The organism is Streptomyces antarcticus (assembly GCF_026627255.1).
GTDB classification, from domain to species: domain Bacteria; phylum Actinomycetota; class Actinomycetes; order Streptomycetales; family Streptomycetaceae; genus Streptomyces; species Streptomyces antarcticus.
Genome location: NZ_JAPNLM010000003.1, coordinates 433,297 through 451,770 on the forward strand (window position 1 = coordinate 433,297; position 18,474 = coordinate 451,770).

Here is an 18,474-nt window from a genome sequence, read left to right on the forward strand (position 1 = left end):
TCGCTACGGCCGCCGCACGGCCTCGGTCAGCCGGCCCCGCAGCCGGGCGAACTCGGCCGAGGCCCGGAGCGCGGCGACGTCCGTCTCCGGCCCCCGGTCGAGGCCGACCGGGAGTTCCGCCACCACCCGTCCCGGGCCCGCCGCCATCACCAGGACCCGGGAGCCCAGCAGGACCGCCTCCTCCGCCGAGTGCGTCACGAACAGCACGGTCGTGCCGAGCCGCCCGGCGAGGGCGCGGACCTCCTCCTGGAGCCGCTCCCGGGTCAGCGCGTCGAGCGCCGCGAACGGCTCGTCCATCAGCAGGAGTTCCGGCTCCCCGGCCAGCGCCCGCGCGAGCGCGACCCGCTGCTGCTGGCCGCCCGACAGCTCCCAGGTACGCCGGCCCGCCGTCCCCGGCAGCCCCGCCCGCTCCAGGAGCTCCGCGATCCGCCCGGCCCGCTCGGCGCGCGGCACCCCGTGCCGGGCCAGGGCGAACCCGAGGTTCCCGCCGACCGTCCGCCAGGGGAACAGGCGCGGCTGCTGGAACACCACCCCCGCGCCCCAGCCCGGGCGCGGGACCGCGCCCCGACCAGGGCGGTTCCCGACGAGGGCCGCTCGAAGCCCGCGACGACCCTGAGCAGGCTCGTCTTGCCACAGTCGGACGGCCCGACCAGCACGACGAACTCGCCCGCCCGGATCCGCAGGTCCACGCCCTCCAGCGCCGTCACCGGCTGCCGGGCCGAGCCGTACCGGACGGCCACCCCCGCCAGATCGACGACGGCGACATCCGTGCCGGGGAGGTCAGCTACCAGTGCAGCAGGAGGGGGTTTTCCGGCATGGGTGAACCTCGTCGGAGCAGCGCCGTGGTGCGTGCCGACGCCGCGGAAGAGGGCGGTGGCACGTGTACACCGGCAGGGGGGCAGGCGGAAATCCGGCGCGGGAAGTACGCGCTGCGGAGGATGTCTCACAGGTGCGCGCGAAGGGTGCGCGGGTGTCCGTACGGTGTCAGAAGCGGCGGATCAGGAGATCAACAGCCGTGCGTAGGGGAGGAGTCGGCCCGACAGAGCATGGTCGAGACACGCAGCAGATCCACGTGACGACGCGATACGAGTACAGGGGCCATGGCCGCATCCTGTCGGTGTCGGGCGGGCTGGGACAAGCGGGGTCCGGATGCTGGACGATTCCGTTCCGGGATTCGGTACGGGGCGGGCTCAGCGCCTCCGGTTGAACGGCAGGCGGCCGAGCACCAGCGCCATCCCGCAGGTGTCGGTGACCGCCGAGAAGACCAGCCCGGCGCCGATGCCGGCGGAGAGCAGCTGGAACGCCGGGTGCACCAGCAGTCCGAGCACCAGGCCGAGCAGTACGAGCGAGCCCGCGGTGACCCGTACCTGACGCTCCATGGCCCAGACCGACCGGCGACCCTCGGCGGGGTAGTCGAGGCCGTGCCCGCCGGCCGACCAGGAGCGGGTGCCGCCGGTCAGGCTGGTGGACGGGATGCCGTGCGAGGCGAGGGTGCGGGCGGCGTTCTCCGAGCGGGCGCCGGTGGCGCAGACCAGCAGCAGGCCCTTGTCCTCGGCGGCCCGTCGCAGCCGGGGCAGGGAGGGGGCGATCCGGTCGAGCGGGATGTTCACCGCGCCGGGGAGGTGGCCGGAGGCGTACTCGCCCGGCGTGCGGACGTCGATCACGGTGAACTCCTGGTGGCGGGAGAGGACCTGGCCGGCGGTGAGGGTGGCGGGGATGCTCATGGTGGACGGGCTCCTTGCGGGACGTGGACGTGGACGTGGACACAGACGTGGTCGTGAACCGGGGGCGGGCCGCGGCGGCCCGGCGGTGTGGGAGGCCGGGCGTGAGCGGGGCTCGGGGAGAGCGTGGGCCGCGGGATGCGCGGCCGCGGGAGGGAGGGGCACCGGGGAGGGGATCGCCCGGGGACCGGAGCCCGGCCGGAATCCGTCCGGAGCGGCTGCCCGGAGACCGCCCGTCACGCGAAGGTGCGGCACGGTGCGGAAGCCGGAGCAGGGCAGGCGTCAGCTACGACAACAGGAGCGCGACAGGAGGCGCTGGTGGGTGACGGCCATGCCGCGGATCATAGGCCCGGCGACGCGATCAGGCCAGCGAACGGGCCGCGCCGCGCCGCGCCGGGCAGGCCGGCTGCCCGCCCGGCGATCGTTCCGGCGGGCCGCCCCGCCCTTCCGGCCCGGACGCCGGCGCCCCCCGGCCATGACCCCGGCGATTGTTCCGGCGGGCCCGCCCCGCCCTCCCGGTCCGGGAGCCGGCGCGATGACAGCCCGGGTCGGAGGGTCCGCATGCGGCCGCTAGGGTCGCAGTCGCAGCCGGGCGGGGGCCGAGGAACGGTGCCGCGGGTTTGTCGCCCCCTGGGTGGGCGGGCCCGGTTCGTGCGGGGGAGGGTGCGGTCAGCACGGTGTCAGGGGCAGGTGTGGGAAGCCCGACCCGCCCGCCGGGGGAGTTCCCTGCGCCGCGCCGGGCGCCGGGACGCGTTCGAGGACGCCGCCCGCGAAGACGTCGTAGAGCGGCAGCGTCTCCAGGTGGACGTAGCCGATGTGGCACTCGCAGACCGCCAGCGGGCAGGCCCGCGGGCGCAGCGCCGCCCGGTAGGAGCCGTCGTACAGGTTGCCCAGCTCCGTCTTCACGAAGTGGCAGCGGCGGACCGTGCCGTCGCCGTCCACCGAGATCACCGACTCGCCGGTCCGGCAGGGCAGGCCCGCCGAGCGGTGGGGGTGGCGGCTGTACGGGAACAGCGGGTCCAGGGCCGTCCAGCGGGCCGCCTCCGGATCCGTGTAGGTGCGCCCCTCCGCGGCGTTCACCCACAGGTAGACCTCCGGCGGGAGCGCCGCCCGCAGCCGGCGGGCCTCCGCCAGGTGCTCCGGGAGGCCGACGACGCCCACGCTGAAGCGGACCCCGGCGTCCGCCAGCTCCCGGCACCGGCCCAGGAAGCGTGCGTACGGGGTCTGCCCCGGGTGGTAGGTGCACCAGAGCGCGAGCGTGTCCGGATCGGCGGCGGCGGTCCACCCGGTGCGGCCGCTCAGGTTCGTCTGGATGGCGACCCGCCGGACGTGCGGCAGGTGCGACAGCTCCGTCAGGGTGCGCCGGTACCAGGAGCGGACCAGGCCCTCGCCCCACGGGGTGAACAGCACCGAGAGCCGGTCCGCGGTGTTCCCGGCCGCCCAGGCGGCGAACCGTTCCAGTGCCGCCCGGTCGGCTGCCAGCGTCTCGCGGCTGTCCCGGCGCTTGGCGAACGGGCAGTACGGGCAGTCGTAGTCGCAGGAGGCCAGCGGCCCCCGGTACAGCACGGTGAGCTCCCGCGGCCGTTCCGGGATCCCCTCAGCGGCCCCCTGACGGCCCCGCGGGGCCGTCACTTGCGCGCGTACGCGGCCATGGCGGCCCGTACCTCCGCCGAGAACAGCGCCGGGCCCACCGCGTCCGAGTGCGCCAGGCCCTCGGGCGTAAGCCGGAGCAGGCCCGGGTCCTCCGTCAGCCAGCCGCGCGCCGCGAACGCCTCCAGCTCCGCCGGGAAGTGCTCCCCGGGGCCGCCGCCGAACCGCTCCCGGTACTCGGCCACCGGCATCCCCGCCGCCTGGAGCAGCGACTGCATCAGGTGCCGGCGCCGGGCCTCGTCCACGTCCATCCACCGGCCGTACTCCGCCCGCGCGAAATCGGCCCGCGGCCGCGCCACGTAGTCGTCGATGATCGTGCGTATCTCCCGCATGTCCACCGCGTAGTCGAAGGAGTAGTGCAGCTCGGAGGTGTAGGAACGGGCTCCGCAGCCCAGGCCCACCATGCCGTCGGTCTGGCACGCGTAGTCGTCGGCGCCCGCCGCCGGAGCACCCGGGAGGCGGAACATCCGCATCGACACCTGCTCGTACCCGGCGGCCAGCAGGTGGTCCCGGCCGGCCCGGTACAGGCGCAACCGCCGGCCGTCCCAGCTCTCGGCGGGTCCGGCGGATCCGGCCGGGTCGTCCGGCCGGCGGCCCAGCGCGGTCAGGGGGCGTACGTACAGCGGGTACAGGTACAGCTCCTCCGGGCGCCAGGCGAGCGCGGCGTCCAGGGAGTACCGCCAACTGTCCTCGGTCTGGCCGTCGATGCCGTAGATCAGGTCGATGTTCAGCACCGGGATGCCCGCGTCCCGGACCCGGGACAGCGCCGCCTCCACGTCCGCGCGCTTCTGCGGGCGGACCGCCGTCCGCGCCTCCTCCGGCACGAAGCTCTGCACGCCCAGGCTCAGCCGCGTCGCGCCCCGGTCGGCGAGGACCGCGAGGCGGTCCGCCGTGGTGGTGGCCGGCGAGGCCTCCACCGACAGCGGCACCGCCCGCAGGTCGGCGCCCGCGCCCTTCTCCGCGATGTCGCAGAGGCGTTCCAGCTCGGAGGCGGTCAGGAACGTCGGCGTGCCGCCCCCGAAGGCGGCCGCCGCGAACCGGACCGGCCCGCCGTCCGTACCGTCGAGGGCCTCGCGGACCGCGCCCGCCTGGTGCTCCAGCGCGTCGAGGTAGGCCGTGGTCAGCCCCTCCGGGGCGCCGATCCGCGTGAACAGGTTGCAGAACCCGCAGCGGACCTCGCAGAACGGGACGTGCAGGTACAGCGAGAGCGCGTCCTTCGGCTGGTCCGCCCACAGGCCGCGCAGCGCGGGCCGCTCGGGCAGCCTCCGGTACGCCGTCTTGTGCGGGTAGGCGTACACATAACTCTCGTACGGGGTCGCCGTGTCGTTGCCGGTCGTCATCGCGCGGCCGCCTCCTCGGGTGCCGGTGCCGGTGCCGGATTCGGTGCGTGTGCCGCTGCGTGTGCCGGTGCGCGTCGCGGTCGTGGCGGCTCCAGGGAGAACTGGGCGTACGGGACGGTCCACACGGCCTCGTGCGCCAGCCGGTGGCCCGTGTACCCGTCGTCCCCGTACGTCGTCCCGTGGTCGGAGCAGACGATCGCGAAGCACCGGCGGCGCGAGCGCATGGCGTCGAACAGCCGGCCGATGTGCCGGTCCACGTACTCCAGCGCCGCCGCGTGCGACTCCCACGAGTCCCCGGCCGCCGCGGTCGCGCCGTCCAGGTGGAACCAGTTGGGCTGGTGCATCGCCGACACGTTCAGGAACAGGAACAGCCGCCGGTCCGCCGGGAGCGCGGCCACGACCTGCTCCGCCCGGGCCACCTGAGCCTCGAAGGAGGCCGGGGACGCCACCCCGAACTCCGGCTCCCAGTGGCTCTCCTGGAACATCCCGGGCAGGACGGAGCCCAGCGCGCCCCGCCGGTTGAAGAAGCCGACCCCGCCCACGCACACCGTCCGGTAGCCCGCCGCGGCCAGCCCCGACACCAGGTCCGGGGTGTCGAACACCCAGGTGTGCCCCGCGGTGCTCTCGCTGCCCGTGAACCGGGCGGCGAACAGCCTCGGGTGCGGGCCCGGTTCGGCCGGAGTGGGCAGGAAGCCGGCGAACATCGCCTGGTGGGAGGCGTAGGTGAAGCTGCCCGGAGCGTGCCGTCGCTCCCAGGCGCCGCCGGGCAGGTGCGCGGCGAGGTGCGGGATGCGGCCCTCGGCGGCCAGCCGGACGGCGACGTCGTACCGCAGGGTGTCGAGCGTGACGAGCAGCAGGTCGTCACGGCCGACGACCTCGTTCATGTCAGGGGCGGGCAGGTCAGAGGTGGGAGGTACGGGGTGCATGGCGGTCCTGTCGTGCCGGGGCGTGTACGGCGGCCAGTTGGGCCGCATAGGTGTCGAGACCCGCGGCGGGCGAGCCGGGAAGCCCGGCGAGTCCGGGCAGCAGGTCCCCGAAGGCGTTGACCTCGCCGACGGCGAACCCCCGCCAGCCGGTGGCGGGCAGCAGGTCCACCCCCACGCAGAGGGTGGCGGGAAAAACGGCCGCCGCGCGCTCGCAGACCGCGAGCGCGTCGCGCTCCCAGCTGCCGCCCGCCGCGGTCACGGCCGCGACGGCGGCGTCCAGGTCGCCGCGCGCGCCGCCGAGGTGCAGGTTGGTCATCGGCCCGCGCGCGGTGCGGACCACGGCGTGCGTGGCCCGGCCCGCGACGGCCACCACCCGCAGGTCGGCCGAGCGGCCCCGCTGGGAGGCCTTCGGCAGCCAGCGCTCGATGTGCAGCCCGTCGGGGGCGAGCGCGTCGACGACGGCGCCGATCACCCGCTCGTCCTCGTACCGGCGCACCCGCAGCGAGTTGTACAGGGCGCCGGAGGGGGAGCGCTCCACCGACGTCGTCGCCCGGACGCGGCCGCCCGCGCCCGCTTCGAGGGCCAGGACGCCGGAGGCCGACGACCCGTGCGCGAGCTTCACGAACACCCGGCGGAAACCGGGCCGCGCGAGGACCTCCCGTACGTCCGTCCAGCCGTGCACCGGCGCTGCGCCGGGGCCGGAGGTCGGGGAGGCCGGCACCGGGACCCCCGCCCGGTCCAGGGCGTGGTGGCACCGGCGCTTGTCGAACAGCACGGCGAGGTCCGCCGGAGTGGTGAGCAGCCGCCCGCCGGCCGCCGCGACCCCGTCCGCCACCGTCTCCACGGCCGCGGTGAACCGCTCGTACCAGCGGCCGGTGCCCTCCACCCGCGTCGGGTCGGACACCCCGCGCAGCAGCCGCTCGACCTCGGGGTCCTCGCCCGGCGAGTCGATCCGCACGGTCTCGCCCTGCCGGAACAGGGCGCCGCCGTCGAGTACGTCCCGCCAGGACACCACGCGGGCAGCGGGCAGGCCGCGGGCGCGCACGGCGTCCTGGAAGAGCGCCACGCGGCGGCCCGCCGGATTGCCGACGACCGCGGGCGGGACGGCCGGCGGGTCCGTGTGCGGGGCGGGTGGAGCCGTCGGCGGGGCCGGTGGAGCCGTCGGCGGGTCCGCCGTCACTCCGCCACCGCGACGTACCGGTAGATCTCCCCGTCGTACTCGTCCACATCGCCCGCCTCGAGGGCGAGGACCACGCCGTGCGGCTCCAGCGCCGCGCGCAGCCGCTCCTGGACGTCCGCGCCGATGAAGTGGTGGTCGAGGTCCAAGCGGGACAGGTGGCCGAGGGACCCGCCCTCCAGCAGGGCCGTCGCGCCCTCGTCGGTGAGGATGCCCATGGACAGGTCCAGGGTCTCCAGCCGGCCCACCACGGGGGCGCCCGCCACCGCGGCGGCGACCGCGTCCTGGATCTCGCTGTTGCGCAGCCCGAGATGGCGCAGGGCCGGAAGCAGCTCGCCCGACAGGATCGGTGCCAGGTCCTCCGCCTCGGTGTCCGCGCCGTACTCGGAGGTGCCGAGCCACAGGTCGAGGACCTCCAGGGAGGGCATGTCGCTCGCGGCGACGCCGCGCACCACCTCCCTGGGCAGCCCGCCGGTCTGCACCACCAGCTTCCGCAGCCCGGTGTGCTTCACGGGCGTCAGCGCCAGCCCCGTACCGCCGCGCACCCCGAACTCGCGCAGCTCCGGGAAGGCCTCGAGGAGCGGGGTGACGTCCGACTGCACGATCCACGAGATCTCGGACTCCTCGCCCTCGATGTCGCCGAGGAAGAGGTGCCGCAGGAGCGGGAAGTCGTCGGCGGCCGCTGCGAGGACGGACACGATGGCCGCGCTGGAGACCTCGTACGACTCCTCCCAGACGCCCACGATCAGGGAGCCGACCCGCCGGGTGTCGACGGCGGCCGTGAAGCGGGCGTAGGCCTCGCTCCAGGTCTCCCCGGTGTCGTGCTCGTCGGCGCGCACCCGCCAGGCCACGGAGCCGGCCTCGGGCAGGGCCCGCTCGTCGCCCTTGGCGGGGAAGTCGAAGGCGGGAAGCCCGCCCAGCTCCGAGAGGTGTGCGACCTGGCTCATGCGCTGCTCCTGAGGGTGAACGGGCCGTTCGGACGAGCGGCCGGTGCGACACCAGTTCTACCAAGGGCCACCGACATCCCGGCCCGCGGGGAAGGGGCCCGCGCACCGCGTACGGACGGGCACCGCGGGTAAGCGCGGGCCATGACTGTCGCGAAGACGAGCGTTCTCGTACTGGACTGCGCCGATCCCGAGGCGCTTGCCGCGTTCTACGCCGAGCTGCTGGGTGCGGAGGTGCGGGCGGGGGACGGCCCGGACATCGTCGAGGTCGTCGGCGGCGCCGGCGTTCACCTCGCCCTGTGCCGGGACCACGGCTACGCGCCGCCGAGCTGGCCGCGCCCGGAGGACTCCCAGCAGGCCCACCTGCGCATCCTGGTCGCCGCCGACGACCTGGACGAGGCCGAGCGGGAGGCCGTCTCCCTCGGCGCCCGCCCGCTGGCCGTCGACGTCGGCGAAGGCCAGCGTGACGCACGCCTGTTGAGCGACCCGGCGGGCCACTCCTTCACCCTGGCCGCCACGAGCCCGGCCCGCTGAATCCCGTTCGTCCGGGGGAGGCGCGCTTCGTACCCGGGATGCACACGGCGCGCGCCGCGATCGTCCTCGCGGGCGACGCGGCCCGGCGGGCGGCCCCGGCGCTCCTCCCCGAGCCGCTGGACGCCTCGCGGGCGGCCCGCAGCGGGCTGTCGGTCAGCGCTCGCGGTAGCGGTGGCCTTAGCGCCGGCGGGCGGCACGGCTGGACGGCACGGCTAGGGCGTGCGCGAGGCCAGCAGCAGGGCCGTGTCGTCCGGCCGGTCGACGGTGCTGCCCGCCTCCCCGATCAGCCGGTCCGCGGTCTCGGTCAGCGGCGTCGGCCGGGCCGCGGCCAGGGACAGCCGCAGCCGCTCCACGCCGACGTCGATGTCGGTGCCCGGCTTCTCCACCAGCCCGTCGGTGTACAGGGCGAGCACCGACCCGGTCTCCAGGCGCAGTTCCGTCACGGGGTAGGAGGCCTCGGGGTCGATGCCGAGGACCACCCCGCCCGCCAGGTCCAGCACCACGGTGCGGCCGTCCGGGTGGCGCAGCAGCGGCTGGGGGTGCCCGGCCCGTACGGCCTGGGCGGCGCCCGTCTCCGGGTCCAGCAGTACGTAGCAGCAGCTCGCGAACTGGCCCGGGTCCAGGTCGATCAGGAGCTGGTTCGTGCCGCTCATGACCTCATCGGGGCTGCTGCCGGTCAGGGCGAACGCCCTCACCGCGCTGCGTAGTTGACCCATGGTGGCCGCGGCCGCCACCCCGTGGCCCTGGACGTCCCCGATGACCAGGGCGAGCAGTCCGGCGCCCGTCTCGACGACGTCGTACCAGTCGCCGCCGACGTCCATGCCCAGGGTGCCGGGCAGGTAGCGGCCGACCGTCTGCACGTGCTCGCGCACCGGCAGCCGGTGCGGCAGCAGCGCCGCCTGGAGCCCGCGGGCGAGCGCGGCCTCGCTGTCGTAGCGCCGCGCCCGCTCCAGGGCCTGCGCGATCGGTCCGGCCAGCGCGGTGAGCACCGTACGCTCCTCCGGGCTGAAGTCGCGCGGGGCGTCGAAACCGAGGATGCACGAGCCGACGGGCCGCCCGGAGGCGATCAGCGGCAGGAAGGCGCGGGCCCCGACGTCGGCGTCCAGCGGGATCCCCGGATACGCGGCGGCGAGGTGCTGCATCGACTCGAAGAACAGCGGCCGGCCCGAGGTCAGGGTCTCCACGCCGGGGAGCCGGACATCGAGCCCCACCCCGTCGAAGCGGTCGAGGAAACCGGTGGGGAAGCCGGTCTCCCAGGCGAGGTGCAGGTGCCGCTCGTTCAGCAGGTAGATGGCGAGCTGACGGCCGCCGAAGGCCGGCAGCAGCTCTTCGGTCACCACCGCCGACACCTGGCGGGCCGTGACCGCCTCGGTCAGCGCGATGGCGAGGGCCACCGGCCGGTACAGCGCGGAGGCTTGGCCCGCCGCCGAGCCGGGGCCCGCCTCCGGCTCGGCCGCCGCCGCCGGCGCGTACGAGGGCCTCTCGGTGGCCCCGATCGTCAGGGTGACCCCGTCGGGCCCCGGGTCCAGGGCCACGGACAGCCAGTCCCCGGGCGGGTGCCAGCCGCGCCGGGCGGGGAAGCGCACCGGCTCGGTGGACATGAAGACGGCCCGGAAGTGGTCCTCGTACGCCGGATGCCCCAGCCAGGGCGCCGCCTCCCACACCACCCGCCCGAGGAGTTGCGGCTCGCCGAGACCCAGCAGGTCCTGGGCGGCGGAGTTGGCGAAGTCGATCCTGCCCTGCCGGTCCACGGACAGCACCGCCTGCGCGAGCCGGTTCACGGCCTCGCGGGGGCCCGCGCGCCGGGCCGGGGGCCGGAGCAGCACCGGGTCCACGTCCCAGACCACCGGGTTTCCGTCCGCCGCCAGCCCGGCCAGCTCTCGGGCCAGCCGGTCCGCGGCCTCCCGCAGCCGCTCGCGGTCCACGGCCCCGACCGGGATCCCCGGGGTCGCGGCGCGCAGGGCGAACACGACGCCGAAGCGCTGCCCGCCGCCGGTCACCGGCTCGTACAGCGACGCGAAGGGGAACGGCAGCCCGGCCATCAGCTGCGGGAAGCGGCGCACGGCCTCCTCCGCGTCGGAGAGGTGCACGGCCTGACCGGACCGGAACGCCTCGGCCACCGGGTACGGGCGGTTCGCGTGCATCCGCCACCACGGCCGGAACAGCCGGCCGGGGAGCCCGGTCAGCACCGCGATCCGCAGCAGCCCCTCGGTGCGCGAGCGCAGGTAGACCCCGCCCGCGTACCCGCCGACGGCCGCCACACCTTCGACGGCGGCCCGGGCGAGCGCCTGGACCGTGGCGGCACGGGCGGTAGCGGGGCCGTGGTCGTCCGGTCTCGCCGTCACCCCGTCAGGATGCCCCCTCGGCGGTGGTGGCCGCACCCCGGCGGCGGTCCGGCCTCCCGGCCGGGCCGCGGCCGGAGCCCCCGGTACCCGGCCGCCACCGCGACCACCGCGAGCAGCGGTACCCGCGGCCACCACCCGCAGGGCCCCGTACCCGTACCGGACCCCGGACGGCCCGCCCTGCGGCGATAGGCCGACCGCTTCGCTCGTCCGGGGGACGCACGGGCGTACGGGCCGTCCCCCGGACGAGCCGCGGGGCACGATACGCACGCGTCCCACCTCCCCCGGCAGGCCCCCGGAAGGCAGAACATGCGGTTCCAGTACGACACCATCGGCGAGCGCTACGCCGAATGCACCGCCACGGCTGCCTTCTCGGCGGCCGACACCCACACCCTGCACGGCGCCCTGGACGCGCTCGGCGGCGTACGCGGCCTGGACGCCCTCGACCTGGCCTGCGGCTACGGCTACAACACCCGGCTCCTGGCCCGCGGCGGGGCCCGCCGGACGGTGGGCGTCGACCCCTGCGGGGAGCGGATCGCGCGGGCCCGCGCGCACGAGGCGACGAAGGGGCGGCCGGACATCGAGTACCACGTCGCCGAAGCCGTGGGCGTCGCCGGCCTCGGCCCCTTCGACCTCGCCACCGCCGCCTACCTCTTCAACCACGCGACCGACCGGGCGGCACTGCACGCCGTGCTCCGGTCCGTGCGCACCAGCCTGCGGCCCGGCGGCCGGCTGCTCGCCATCGTGCCCAACGCGGGCGCGTTCCCCCGGGTGGACTGGTCGCCGTACGGGGTGCGCATCCTGGACCGGGTCCCGCAGGGCGAGGCACCCCTGCTGAAGGCGCACTTCCTCACCGATCCGCCGGAGCCCTTCGAGTTTCGCGAGTGGTCCCACGCCGACCTCGCCGAAGCGGCCGTCGCGGCCGGCTTCACGACCGTCGGCTGGCAGCCGAACCGGACGCCGCCGCCCGATCCCGTACGCGACGAGGCCTACTGGACGGCGTACCGCGCCTGGCCGATCAGCTCGCTGATGACCTGCACGGCGTAGGAGACGGCATGACGGGGCGGTGTGCGGCGCGGCGTACAGGGCGTCCCGGCGCCCGGCGCCCGGCCCGGCCGTCCGCTCCCCTCACGCGTTCGCCGCCGACCGGACCAGCTCCACGATCCGGTCGCGCGCCGCCCGGCCCTCCGGCACCGGCAGCAGCGGGTATCCGTGCGGCAGCCCCGCCCCTTCGTGGAGCTCCGCCTCCACCCCGGCGGCGCGGGCCCGGCGCAGCAGTTCCCTGCCGTCCGTGGCCAGCACGTCCCGGGTCCCCGTGAACACCGTCATCGGCGCCAGCCCCGCGAACGTCCCGCGCAGCGGGCTCACCCGCGGGTCCTCGGCGGGCAGGGTCCCCGCGTACAGGCGGCCGGCCTCCAGCAGACCGGGCCGGGCCGACAGCGGATCGGCCGCCTCGATCGCCGCCTGGTCCGGATGGCTCATGGTCACGTCCAGCCAGGGGCAGACCAGCACGATCCTGGAGGGCTGCGTCCCGGTGCGGTCGCGCAGTCGCTGGGCGCCGGCCAGCGCCAGACCGGCCCCGGAGGAGTCCCCGAGGAGTACCGTGCCGCCCGCGCCGCCGCTCTCGATCAGGCCGCTGAGCAGGTCGGCGGCGACCGGCACCGTCCGGTCCGCGGTGCCGCGCGGCGCCAGGGCGTACGCGGGTACGACGACCCGGGCCCGCGCCCGCACGACCAGCGCCCGGACCATCGCCCAGTGCCTGCGCTCCAGCTCGTCCACGAAACCGCCGCCGTGGAAGTACAGCACCCGGGCGTCCGGCTCGCCGCCGCGCGGGCAGACGTCGTACACCGGCCAGGCCCCGACGAAGGTCCGCGAGATGTCCGCGACCCGGCCCAGCGACCGCGGCGGCAGGTGCGACGCGGGCCGCCGGGCGGACTGGGCCACCCGGGTCCGCACCGCCTCCGCGCTCGCGAACCGTCTTCGCCGTCCCGTCGCGGCCAGCGCCGCCGACAACGCCTTGCTGCGCAGACTCGGCACGCCCCTCACCTCCCCTTTTCCCCGCGCATCCCCAGCGCGGAACCCCGGGGAGAGCATAGGCGTGAAGCTGCGCTGGAGGCCCGCTTAAGAAAGTCTCGATGGACTGATCACCACGCCGCTCGGCAGATTGGTTCCGTCACCCGCGCCACCCGCGCCCCCGCGGCCCCGGCGTCCCCTTCCGCATGCCTGGAGCCACTCCCATGAAGGCACTCGTCAAGCACAAGGCCGAGCCGGGTCTGTGGCTCATGGACGTCCCCGAGCCCGAGTACGGCGCCGGTGACGTGCTGATCCGGGTGCTGCGCACCGGCATCTGCGGTACCGACCTGCACATCCGCGCCTGGGACGGCTGGGCGCAGGGTGCCGTCAAGACCCCGCTCGTCCTCGGCCACGAGTTCGTCGGCGAGGTCGCCGCGCTCGGCGCGGACGTCCGCGACATCGAGATCGGCGCGCTGGTCAGCGGCGAGGGCCACCTGGTGTGCGGGAAGTGCCGCAACTGCCTGGCCGGGCGCCGCCACCTGTGCCGCAGCACCATCGGGCTCGGCGTCGGGCGCGACGGCGCCTTCGCCGAGTACGTCGTGCTGCCCGCGCAGAACGTGTGGGTGCACCGGACCGCGGTCGACCTCGACGTCGCGGCCATCTTCGACCCCTTCGGCAACGCCGTGCACACGGCACTGTCCTTCCCCCTCGTCGGCGAGGACGTGCTGATCACCGGCGCGGGCCCGATCGGGATCATGGCGGCGGCGGTGGCCCGCCACGCCGGTGCGCGCAGCGTCGTCATCACCGACGTCAGCCCCGAGCGGCTGGAGATCGCCCGCAAGGCGGGCGCCACCCTCGCCGTGAACGTCGCCGAGACCTCCATCGCCGACGCGCAGCGCTCGCTCGGACTGCGCGAGGGCTTCGACATCGGCCTGGAGATGTCCGGCCGCGCCGAGGCCATGCGCGACATGATCGACAACATGACCCACGGCGGCCGGATCGCCATGCTGGGCCTGCCCGCGCAGGAGTTCCCGGTGGACTGGGCGAAGGTGGTCACCTCGATGATCACCATCAAGGGCATCTACGGCCGTGAGATGTTCGAGACCTGGTACGCGATGACGGTGCTGCTGGAGGGCGGGCTGGACCTCAGCCCCGTCATCACCGGCCGGTACTCGCACCGCGAGTTCGAGGCCGCGTTCGACGAGGCGTCGACCGCCCGGAGCGGCAAGATCATCCTGGACTGGACGGCGTAGCGCGGCCCGGCGTCCGTCCCCGGACCCACCCCGGGCATCGCGCCCCGGACCCACCCCGGGGGTCGCGCCCCGGACCCCACAGACCACCCTCCCCGGCCGGGCCCCGCCCACCCCCCTCCGCGGGGCCCGGCCCCCCTCGTCGCCCGTACGCCCAGCCCGTACGCCCGCCTCCGCCGTAGAAGGAGAACCGCACCATGTTCGAGTCCGTCCGCGAGGACCTGCGCACCACCCTCGACGAGATCCGCGCCGCCGGTCTGCACAAGCCCGAGCGCGTCATCGGCACCCCGCAGAACGCGGCTGTGGCCGTCACCTCGGGCGGAGCCGCGGGCGAGGTCCTGAACTTCTGCGCCAACAACTACCTGGGGCTGGCCGACCACCCCGAGGTCGTCGCCGCCGCCAAGGACGCCCTGGACCGCTGGGGCTACGGCATGGCCTCCGTGCGCTTCATCTGCGGTACGCAGGAGGTGCACAAGGAGCTGGAGGCCCGCCTGTCGGCGTTCCTCGGCCAGGAGGACACCATCCTCTACTCCTCCTGCTTCGACGCGAACGGCGGCGTCTTCGAGACCCTCCTCGGCGCCGAGGACGCGGTGATCTCCGACGCCCTCAACCACGCCTCGATCATCGACGGCATCCGCCTCTCCAAGGCACGCCGTTACCGCTACGCCAACCGCGACCTCGCCGAGCTCGAGACCCGGCTCAAGGAGTCGCAGGACGCCCGCCGCCGGCTGATCGTCACCGACGGCGTCTTCTCCATGGACGGCTACGTCGCCCCGCTCGCGGAGATCTGCGACCTGGCCGAGCGCTACGACGCCATGGTCATGGTCGACGACTCCCACGCCGTCGGCTTCGTCGGCCCCGGCGGCCGCGGCACCCCGGAGCTGCACGGGGTCATGGACCGCGTCGACATCATCACCGGCACCCTCGGCAAGGCCCTCGGCGGCGCCTCCGGCGGCTACGTCGCGGCGCGCGCCGAGATCGTGGAGCTGCTGCGCCAGCGCTCGCGCCCGTACCTCTTCTCCAACTCCCTCGCCCCGGTCATCGCGGCGGCCTCCCTCAAGGTCCTCGACCTGCTCGAGTCGGCCGGTGACCTGCGCGAGCGGCTCGCCGCCAACACCGCCCTGTTTCGTACGAAGATGACCGAGGCCGGCTTCGAGATCCTGCCCGGCGACCACGCCATCGCCCCCGTGATGATCGGCGACGCGGCGGAGGCGGCGAAGATGTCCGACCTGCTGCTGGAGCGCGGCGTGTACGTGATCGGCTTCTCGTACCCCGTCGTCCCGCTCGGCGCGGCCCGCATCCGCGTCCAGCTGTCGGCGGCCCACTCGACCGCCGACGTCGAGCGCGCCGTGGCCGCCTTCATCGACGCCCGCACGGCGCTGGGCACGTCCGCCGGCTGAGACAATGGAGGGGTGATCGACCCCCGCAGGCTGCGCATCCTGCGCGCCGTGGCGGACCACCGTACGGTGACCGCCGCGGCCGCAGCCCTGTACCTCACCCCGTCGGCCGTCTCCCAGCAGCTCGCGGCGCTGGAACAGGAGACGGGCCACGTGCTGCTCACCCGCAGCGGCCGCGGGGTGCGGCTCACCGCGGCCGGCGAGATCCTTCTCGGGCACGCCCACGAGGTGGTGGCCCAGCTGGAGCGGGCAGAGGCCGAACTCGCGGCCTACGCGGGCGGCACGGCGGGGTCGGTGACCGTGGCCGCCTTCGCGACGGGCATCGCCGAGGTCCTCGCCCCGGCGATCTCCCGCCTCTCCCTGGACCACCCCGGCATCCGGCTGCGCGTGCGGGACGCCGAGGGGGACCAGAGCCTGCCGATGCTGCTGGACGGCGAGGCCGACGTGGCGCTCGCGGTGGAGTACCGGGGCGGGCCGGGTGCGGACGACAAGCGGCTGTCCGTCGTCCCCCTGTACGCGGAACCCTTCGACGCGGTGCTTCCCCCGGGACACCCCCTCGCCGACCTGCCCGCGGTCTGCCTGGCCGACCTCGCCGACGCGGACTGGGTGGGCCAGTACCCGGGCAACCCGTGTCACGACGTGACGCTCCTGGCCTGTGAACTGGCCGGGTTCCAGCCCCGGTTCGCGCATTCCTCCGATGACTTCCGGGCCGTGACGGCGCTGGTGGGCGCGGGCGCCGGGGTGGCGCTGGTACCGCGTTCGGCGCTGCGGGGCATGGACCTCAAGGAGGTCCGGGTGCGCCCCGTCACCGGCCCGGCCGCCACCCGGCGGGTCTTCGCCGCCGCCCGGCGCGGCGCCGAGTCGCACCCCCTGATCGCCCCGGTGCTGGCCGCCCTGGTCCGCGAGTCGGAGCGCCTGCCGGCCCACTGAAACACCCGCCGGCGGTCCGACGGCGGACCGCGCGCGGCCGCCGTCTCCCCGGCCCGCTCTGGCGTGTGGTGCGACCGGGTCCCCCCTCCGGCGGCCCGCGATTCGCGCTCGTCCTCGCACGGCAGTACCCCGCAGCCCGCCGCCGGATCCGTATCAGAGCCGGGCCGGGCCCTTCCTGCGGCTCCGAGGCCGGGTGCCGCCCCCTTCGCCGGCCCCCTGCACGGTCTCCCTCGGCCCGCGCTCCGAAACAACGCGGCCGGGCACCCCGTTGATGCTTGAAGTTGCGCGAAAGTGCGCGATATCTTGCAGAAATACGCATCCAGAGTCGCTTGCCGAACGAGGGAGCCTGTATGAGCCACGTGGCGTACGAGTTGGGCACACAGCCCGCATGCTGGGAGCGGGCCGCCGAACTGGCCCCCGCGCGGCGGGCGGTGCTGCCGCGGCCGGGGGAGCGTACCGCGATCGTCGGGTGCGGGACCTCGTACTACATGGCCCAGGCCGCCGCCGTGTTGCGCGAGGAGGCCGGGCAGGGGGAGACCGACGCCTTCCCCGCCTCCGAGTTCCCGCGCCACCGCCGCTACGACCGGGTGCTCGCCCTCACCCGGTCCGGCACCACCACCGAGGTGCTGGACCTGCTGGCAGGGCTGCGGGACGCGGGCGTGCCCACCACCGCGGTCATCGGCGATCCGGCCACCCCCGTGACGACCCTCGCCGACGACGTCGTCGTCCTCGACTTCGCCGACGAACGGTCCGTCGTACAGACCCGGTTCGCGACCACCGCCCTCACCCTGCTCCGCGCCCACGCCGGGCTGCACTCCGCGGCCGCGGTCGCCGACGCCCGTACCGCCCTCGCCGAGCCGCTCCCCACCGGACTCGACACCGGGGGGCAGTTCACCTTCCTCGGCCGGGGCTGGAGCGTCGGGCTCGCGCACGAGGCCGCCCTCAAGATGCGCGAGGCCTCGCTGTCCTGGGCCGAGTCCTACCCCGCGATGGAGTACCGGCACGGGCCGATCAGCGTCTCCGGGCCCGGCACCGTCACCTGGTCGCTCGACGAGGCTCCCGAGGGACTCGCCGAGCAGGTGCGCGCCACCGGCTCCCAGTGGGTGGCCGGACGGCTCGACCCGCTCGCCGAACTGGTCCGGGTGCACCGCCTCGCCCTCGCCGTCGCCTCCCACCGGCAACTGGACCCGGACGCGCCGCGCCACCTCACCCGCTCGGTGATCCTGACCGCCGGAGAGGAGGCGGTCCGATGAGCCTCGTCCCCGCCGGCGCGCTCGTGCTGGAGGCCGCCGTCGCCGGGCGCGCCGTCGCCGCCTTCAACATCATCACCCTGGAGCACGCCGAGGCCGTCGTCGCCGGCGCCGAAGCCGCCGGACTGCCCGTCATCCTGCAACTGAGCGAGAACGCCGTGAAGTTCCGCGGCGGCCGGCTCCTCCCCATCTCCCGCGCCGCCGCCGCCTGCGCGGAGGCCGCCGGCGTCCCGGTCGGACTGCACCTGGACCACGTCAAGAGCACCGACCTGCTCCGCCAGGCCTGCGACGCGGGCTACAGCTCGGTGATGTACGACGCCGCGCACCTCCCGTACGGCGAGAACCTGGAGGCGACCCGCTCCGCCGCCGACTGGGCGCACGCCAACGGGCTGTGGATCGAGGCCGAACTCGGCGAGGTCGGCGGCAAGAACGGCGCCGCGCCCTTGGACCCCCACGCGCCCGGCGCCCGTACCGATCCCGACGAGGCCCGGCGGTTCGTCGCCGACGCCGGGGTGGACGCACTGGCCGTCGCCATCGGCAGCAGCCACGCGATGACCAGCCGGACCGCCACCCTGGACCACGCCCTGCTGGCCCGGCTCGCCAAGACGGTCGACGTACCGCTCGTCCTGCACGGCTCCTCCGGGCTGCCGGACGGCGAGCTCGCCGCCGCCGTCGCGGGCGGCATCCGCAAGGTCAACATCGGCACCGCGCTGAACGTGGCCATGACCGGGGCCATCCGCGCCCACCTGACCCCGGCGGACCCGCGCCCGTACCTGACGGCCGCCCGGGCCGCGATGGCGGTGACCGCCGAAGCCATGATCGGCGCACTCAACTGACCGGCACGGCGGCGGAGACCGGCGTCCGTGCGGCAAGGGGACCGCGGCCGCGCGCACCAGGTGGACCGCGGCCGCGCACCCAGGGGCGGCGCGACCGCGCACCCGGGGCGGCGCGGCCGCCGTCGGCCCCTGTTCGCCGGACGGGCCCGCCGGAGCGCGTGCCC

At 75.5% G+C, this 18,474-nt stretch carries 15 protein-coding genes and 1 pseudogene; 7 read left to right on the forward strand and 9 right to left on the reverse strand.

What is annotated here, in order from left to right; all coding sequences use genetic code 11:
• Nucleotides 1-3: 3 nt before the first annotated feature.
• From OTB16_RS07755 to OTB16_RS07785, 7 genes and pseudogenes are all read right to left on the reverse strand, one after another.
• Nucleotides 4-791: pseudogene (locus OTB16_RS07755) on the reverse strand (ABC transporter ATP-binding protein).
• A gap of 399 nt (nucleotides 792-1,190) precedes the next feature.
• The gene (locus OTB16_RS07760) at nucleotides 1,191-1,724 is read right to left on the reverse strand and encodes a rhodanese-like domain-containing protein (RefSeq protein ID WP_267719181.1); all 534 of its coding nucleotides are present in this window, start codon (nucleotides 1,722-1,724) and stop codon (nucleotides 1,191-1,193) included.
• A gap of 666 nt (nucleotides 1,725-2,390) precedes the next feature.
• The gene (locus tag OTB16_RS07765) at nucleotides 2,391-3,287 is read right to left on the reverse strand and encodes an STM4011 family radical SAM protein (protein ID WP_267719182.1); all 897 of its coding nucleotides are present in this window, start codon (nucleotides 3,285-3,287) and stop codon (nucleotides 2,391-2,393) included.
• Between the two features lie 62 nt (nucleotides 3,288-3,349).
• On the reverse strand, nucleotides 3,350-4,711 hold the full coding sequence (locus tag OTB16_RS07770) for an STM4012 family radical SAM protein (RefSeq protein WP_267719183.1): 1,362 nt from the start codon (nucleotides 4,709-4,711) through the stop codon (nucleotides 3,350-3,352).
• Nucleotides 4,708-5,595, reverse strand: coding sequence for an STM4013/SEN3800 family hydrolase (locus OTB16_RS07775; RefSeq protein WP_267719248.1), 888 nt, complete (start codon nucleotides 5,593-5,595; stop codon nucleotides 4,708-4,710). Before OTB16_RS07775 ends, OTB16_RS07770 begins: the two co-directional genes overlap by 4 nt.
• A gap of 16 nt (nucleotides 5,596-5,611) precedes the next feature.
• Complete coding sequence (locus OTB16_RS07780; protein ID WP_420717643.1) at nucleotides 5,612-6,703, reverse strand: STM4014 family protein; 1,092 nt, start codon at nucleotides 6,701-6,703, stop codon at nucleotides 5,612-5,614.
• A gap of 110 nt (nucleotides 6,704-6,813) precedes the next feature.
• The gene (locus OTB16_RS07785; RefSeq protein WP_267719185.1) at nucleotides 6,814-7,761 is read right to left on the reverse strand and encodes an STM4015 family protein; all 948 of its coding nucleotides are present in this window, start codon (nucleotides 7,759-7,761) and stop codon (nucleotides 6,814-6,816) included.
• A gap of 141 nt (nucleotides 7,762-7,902) precedes the next feature.
• On the opposite strand from OTB16_RS07785, the gene OTB16_RS07790 reads away from it, so the two are divergent.
• Entirely contained in the window at nucleotides 7,903-8,292 is a 390-nt protein-coding gene (locus OTB16_RS07790; RefSeq protein WP_267719186.1) for a VOC family protein, read from the forward strand.
• A gap of 212 nt (nucleotides 8,293-8,504) precedes the next feature.
• Here the strand turns inward: OTB16_RS07790 and OTB16_RS07795 are convergent, their stop codons facing one another.
• Nucleotides 8,505-10,637: a SpoIIE family protein phosphatase gene (locus OTB16_RS07795; protein WP_267719187.1), complete on the reverse strand. Its 2,133-nt coding sequence runs from the start codon at nucleotides 10,635-10,637 to the stop codon at nucleotides 8,505-8,507.
• A 306-nt stretch (nucleotides 10,638-10,943) separates the two neighbouring features.
• Between OTB16_RS07795 and OTB16_RS07800 the strand changes: the two genes are divergently transcribed.
• Nucleotides 10,944-11,681 carry a class I SAM-dependent methyltransferase gene (locus OTB16_RS07800; RefSeq protein WP_267719188.1) on the forward strand — a complete coding sequence of 246 codons (738 nt, stop codon included), beginning with the start codon at nucleotides 10,944-10,946 and terminating at the stop codon, nucleotides 11,679-11,681.
• Between the two features lie 81 nt (nucleotides 11,682-11,762).
• Here the strand turns inward: OTB16_RS07800 and OTB16_RS07805 are convergent, their stop codons facing one another.
• Nucleotides 11,763-12,671 carry an alpha/beta hydrolase fold domain-containing protein gene (locus OTB16_RS07805; RefSeq protein ID WP_267719189.1) on the reverse strand — a complete coding sequence of 303 codons (909 nt, stop codon included), beginning with the start codon at nucleotides 12,669-12,671 and terminating at the stop codon, nucleotides 11,763-11,765.
• 200 nt (nucleotides 12,672-12,871) lie between these two features.
• On the opposite strand from OTB16_RS07805, the gene tdh reads away from it, so the two are divergent.
• The 5 genes from tdh (at nucleotide 12,872) to OTB16_RS07830 (ending at nucleotide 18,310) form a co-directional block, all read left to right on the forward strand.
• Nucleotides 12,872-13,900 (forward strand): L-threonine 3-dehydrogenase, encoded by a 1,029-nt coding sequence (gene tdh, locus OTB16_RS07810; protein WP_267719190.1) that lies wholly within the window; start codon nucleotides 12,872-12,874, stop codon nucleotides 13,898-13,900.
• 194 nt (nucleotides 13,901-14,094) lie between these two features.
• Nucleotides 14,095-15,297 (forward strand): glycine C-acetyltransferase, encoded by a 1,203-nt coding sequence (locus tag OTB16_RS07815; protein WP_267719191.1) that lies wholly within the window; start codon nucleotides 14,095-14,097, stop codon nucleotides 15,295-15,297.
• 12 nt (nucleotides 15,298-15,309) lie between these two features.
• Entirely contained in the window at nucleotides 15,310-16,224 is a 915-nt protein-coding gene (locus OTB16_RS07820) for a LysR family transcriptional regulator (RefSeq protein ID WP_267719192.1), read from the forward strand.
• 350 nt (nucleotides 16,225-16,574) lie between these two features.
• Nucleotides 16,575-17,477 carry an SIS domain-containing protein gene (locus tag OTB16_RS07825; RefSeq protein WP_267719193.1) on the forward strand — a complete coding sequence of 301 codons (903 nt, stop codon included), beginning with the start codon at nucleotides 16,575-16,577 and terminating at the stop codon, nucleotides 17,475-17,477.
• Complete coding sequence (locus tag OTB16_RS07830; protein ID WP_267719194.1) at nucleotides 17,474-18,310, forward strand: class II fructose-bisphosphate aldolase; 837 nt, start codon at nucleotides 17,474-17,476, stop codon at nucleotides 18,308-18,310. The genes OTB16_RS07825 and OTB16_RS07830 overlap by 4 nt, the downstream gene beginning before the upstream one ends.
• Nucleotides 18,311-18,474 lie beyond the last annotated feature (164 nt).

Bases quoted from the DNA above. Each gene is read 5' to 3' on its own strand.
- OTB16_RS07790 (WP_267719186.1), top strand. From the start codon at position 7,903: ATGACTGTCGCGAAGACGAGCGTTCTCGTACTGGACTGCGCCGATCCC.
- OTB16_RS07815 (WP_267719191.1), top strand. From the start codon at position 14,095: ATGTTCGAGTCCGTCCGCGAGGACCTGCGCACCACCCTCGACGAGATC.
- OTB16_RS07775 (WP_267719248.1), bottom strand. From the start codon at position 5,595: ATGAACGAGGTCGTCGGCCGTGACGACCTGCTGCTCGTCACGCTCGAC.
- OTB16_RS07800 (WP_267719188.1), top strand. From the start codon at position 10,944: ATGCGGTTCCAGTACGACACCATCGGCGAGCGCTACGCCGAATGCACC.
- tdh (WP_267719190.1), top strand. From the start codon at position 12,872: ATGAAGGCACTCGTCAAGCACAAGGCCGAGCCGGGTCTGTGGCTCATG.
- OTB16_RS07760 (WP_267719181.1), bottom strand. From the start codon at position 1,724: ATGAGCATCCCCGCCACCCTCACCGCCGGCCAGGTCCTCTCCCGCCAC.
- OTB16_RS07785 (WP_267719185.1), bottom strand. From the start codon at position 7,761: ATGAGCCAGGTCGCACACCTCTCGGAGCTGGGCGGGCTTCCCGCCTTC.
- OTB16_RS07830 (WP_267719194.1), top strand. From the start codon at position 17,474: ATGAGCCTCGTCCCCGCCGGCGCGCTCGTGCTGGAGGCCGCCGTCGCC.
- OTB16_RS07770 (WP_267719183.1), bottom strand. From the start codon at position 4,711: ATGACGACCGGCAACGACACGGCGACCCCGTACGAGAGTTATGTGTAC.
- OTB16_RS07825 (WP_267719193.1), top strand. From the start codon at position 16,575: ATGAGCCACGTGGCGTACGAGTTGGGCACACAGCCCGCATGCTGGGAG.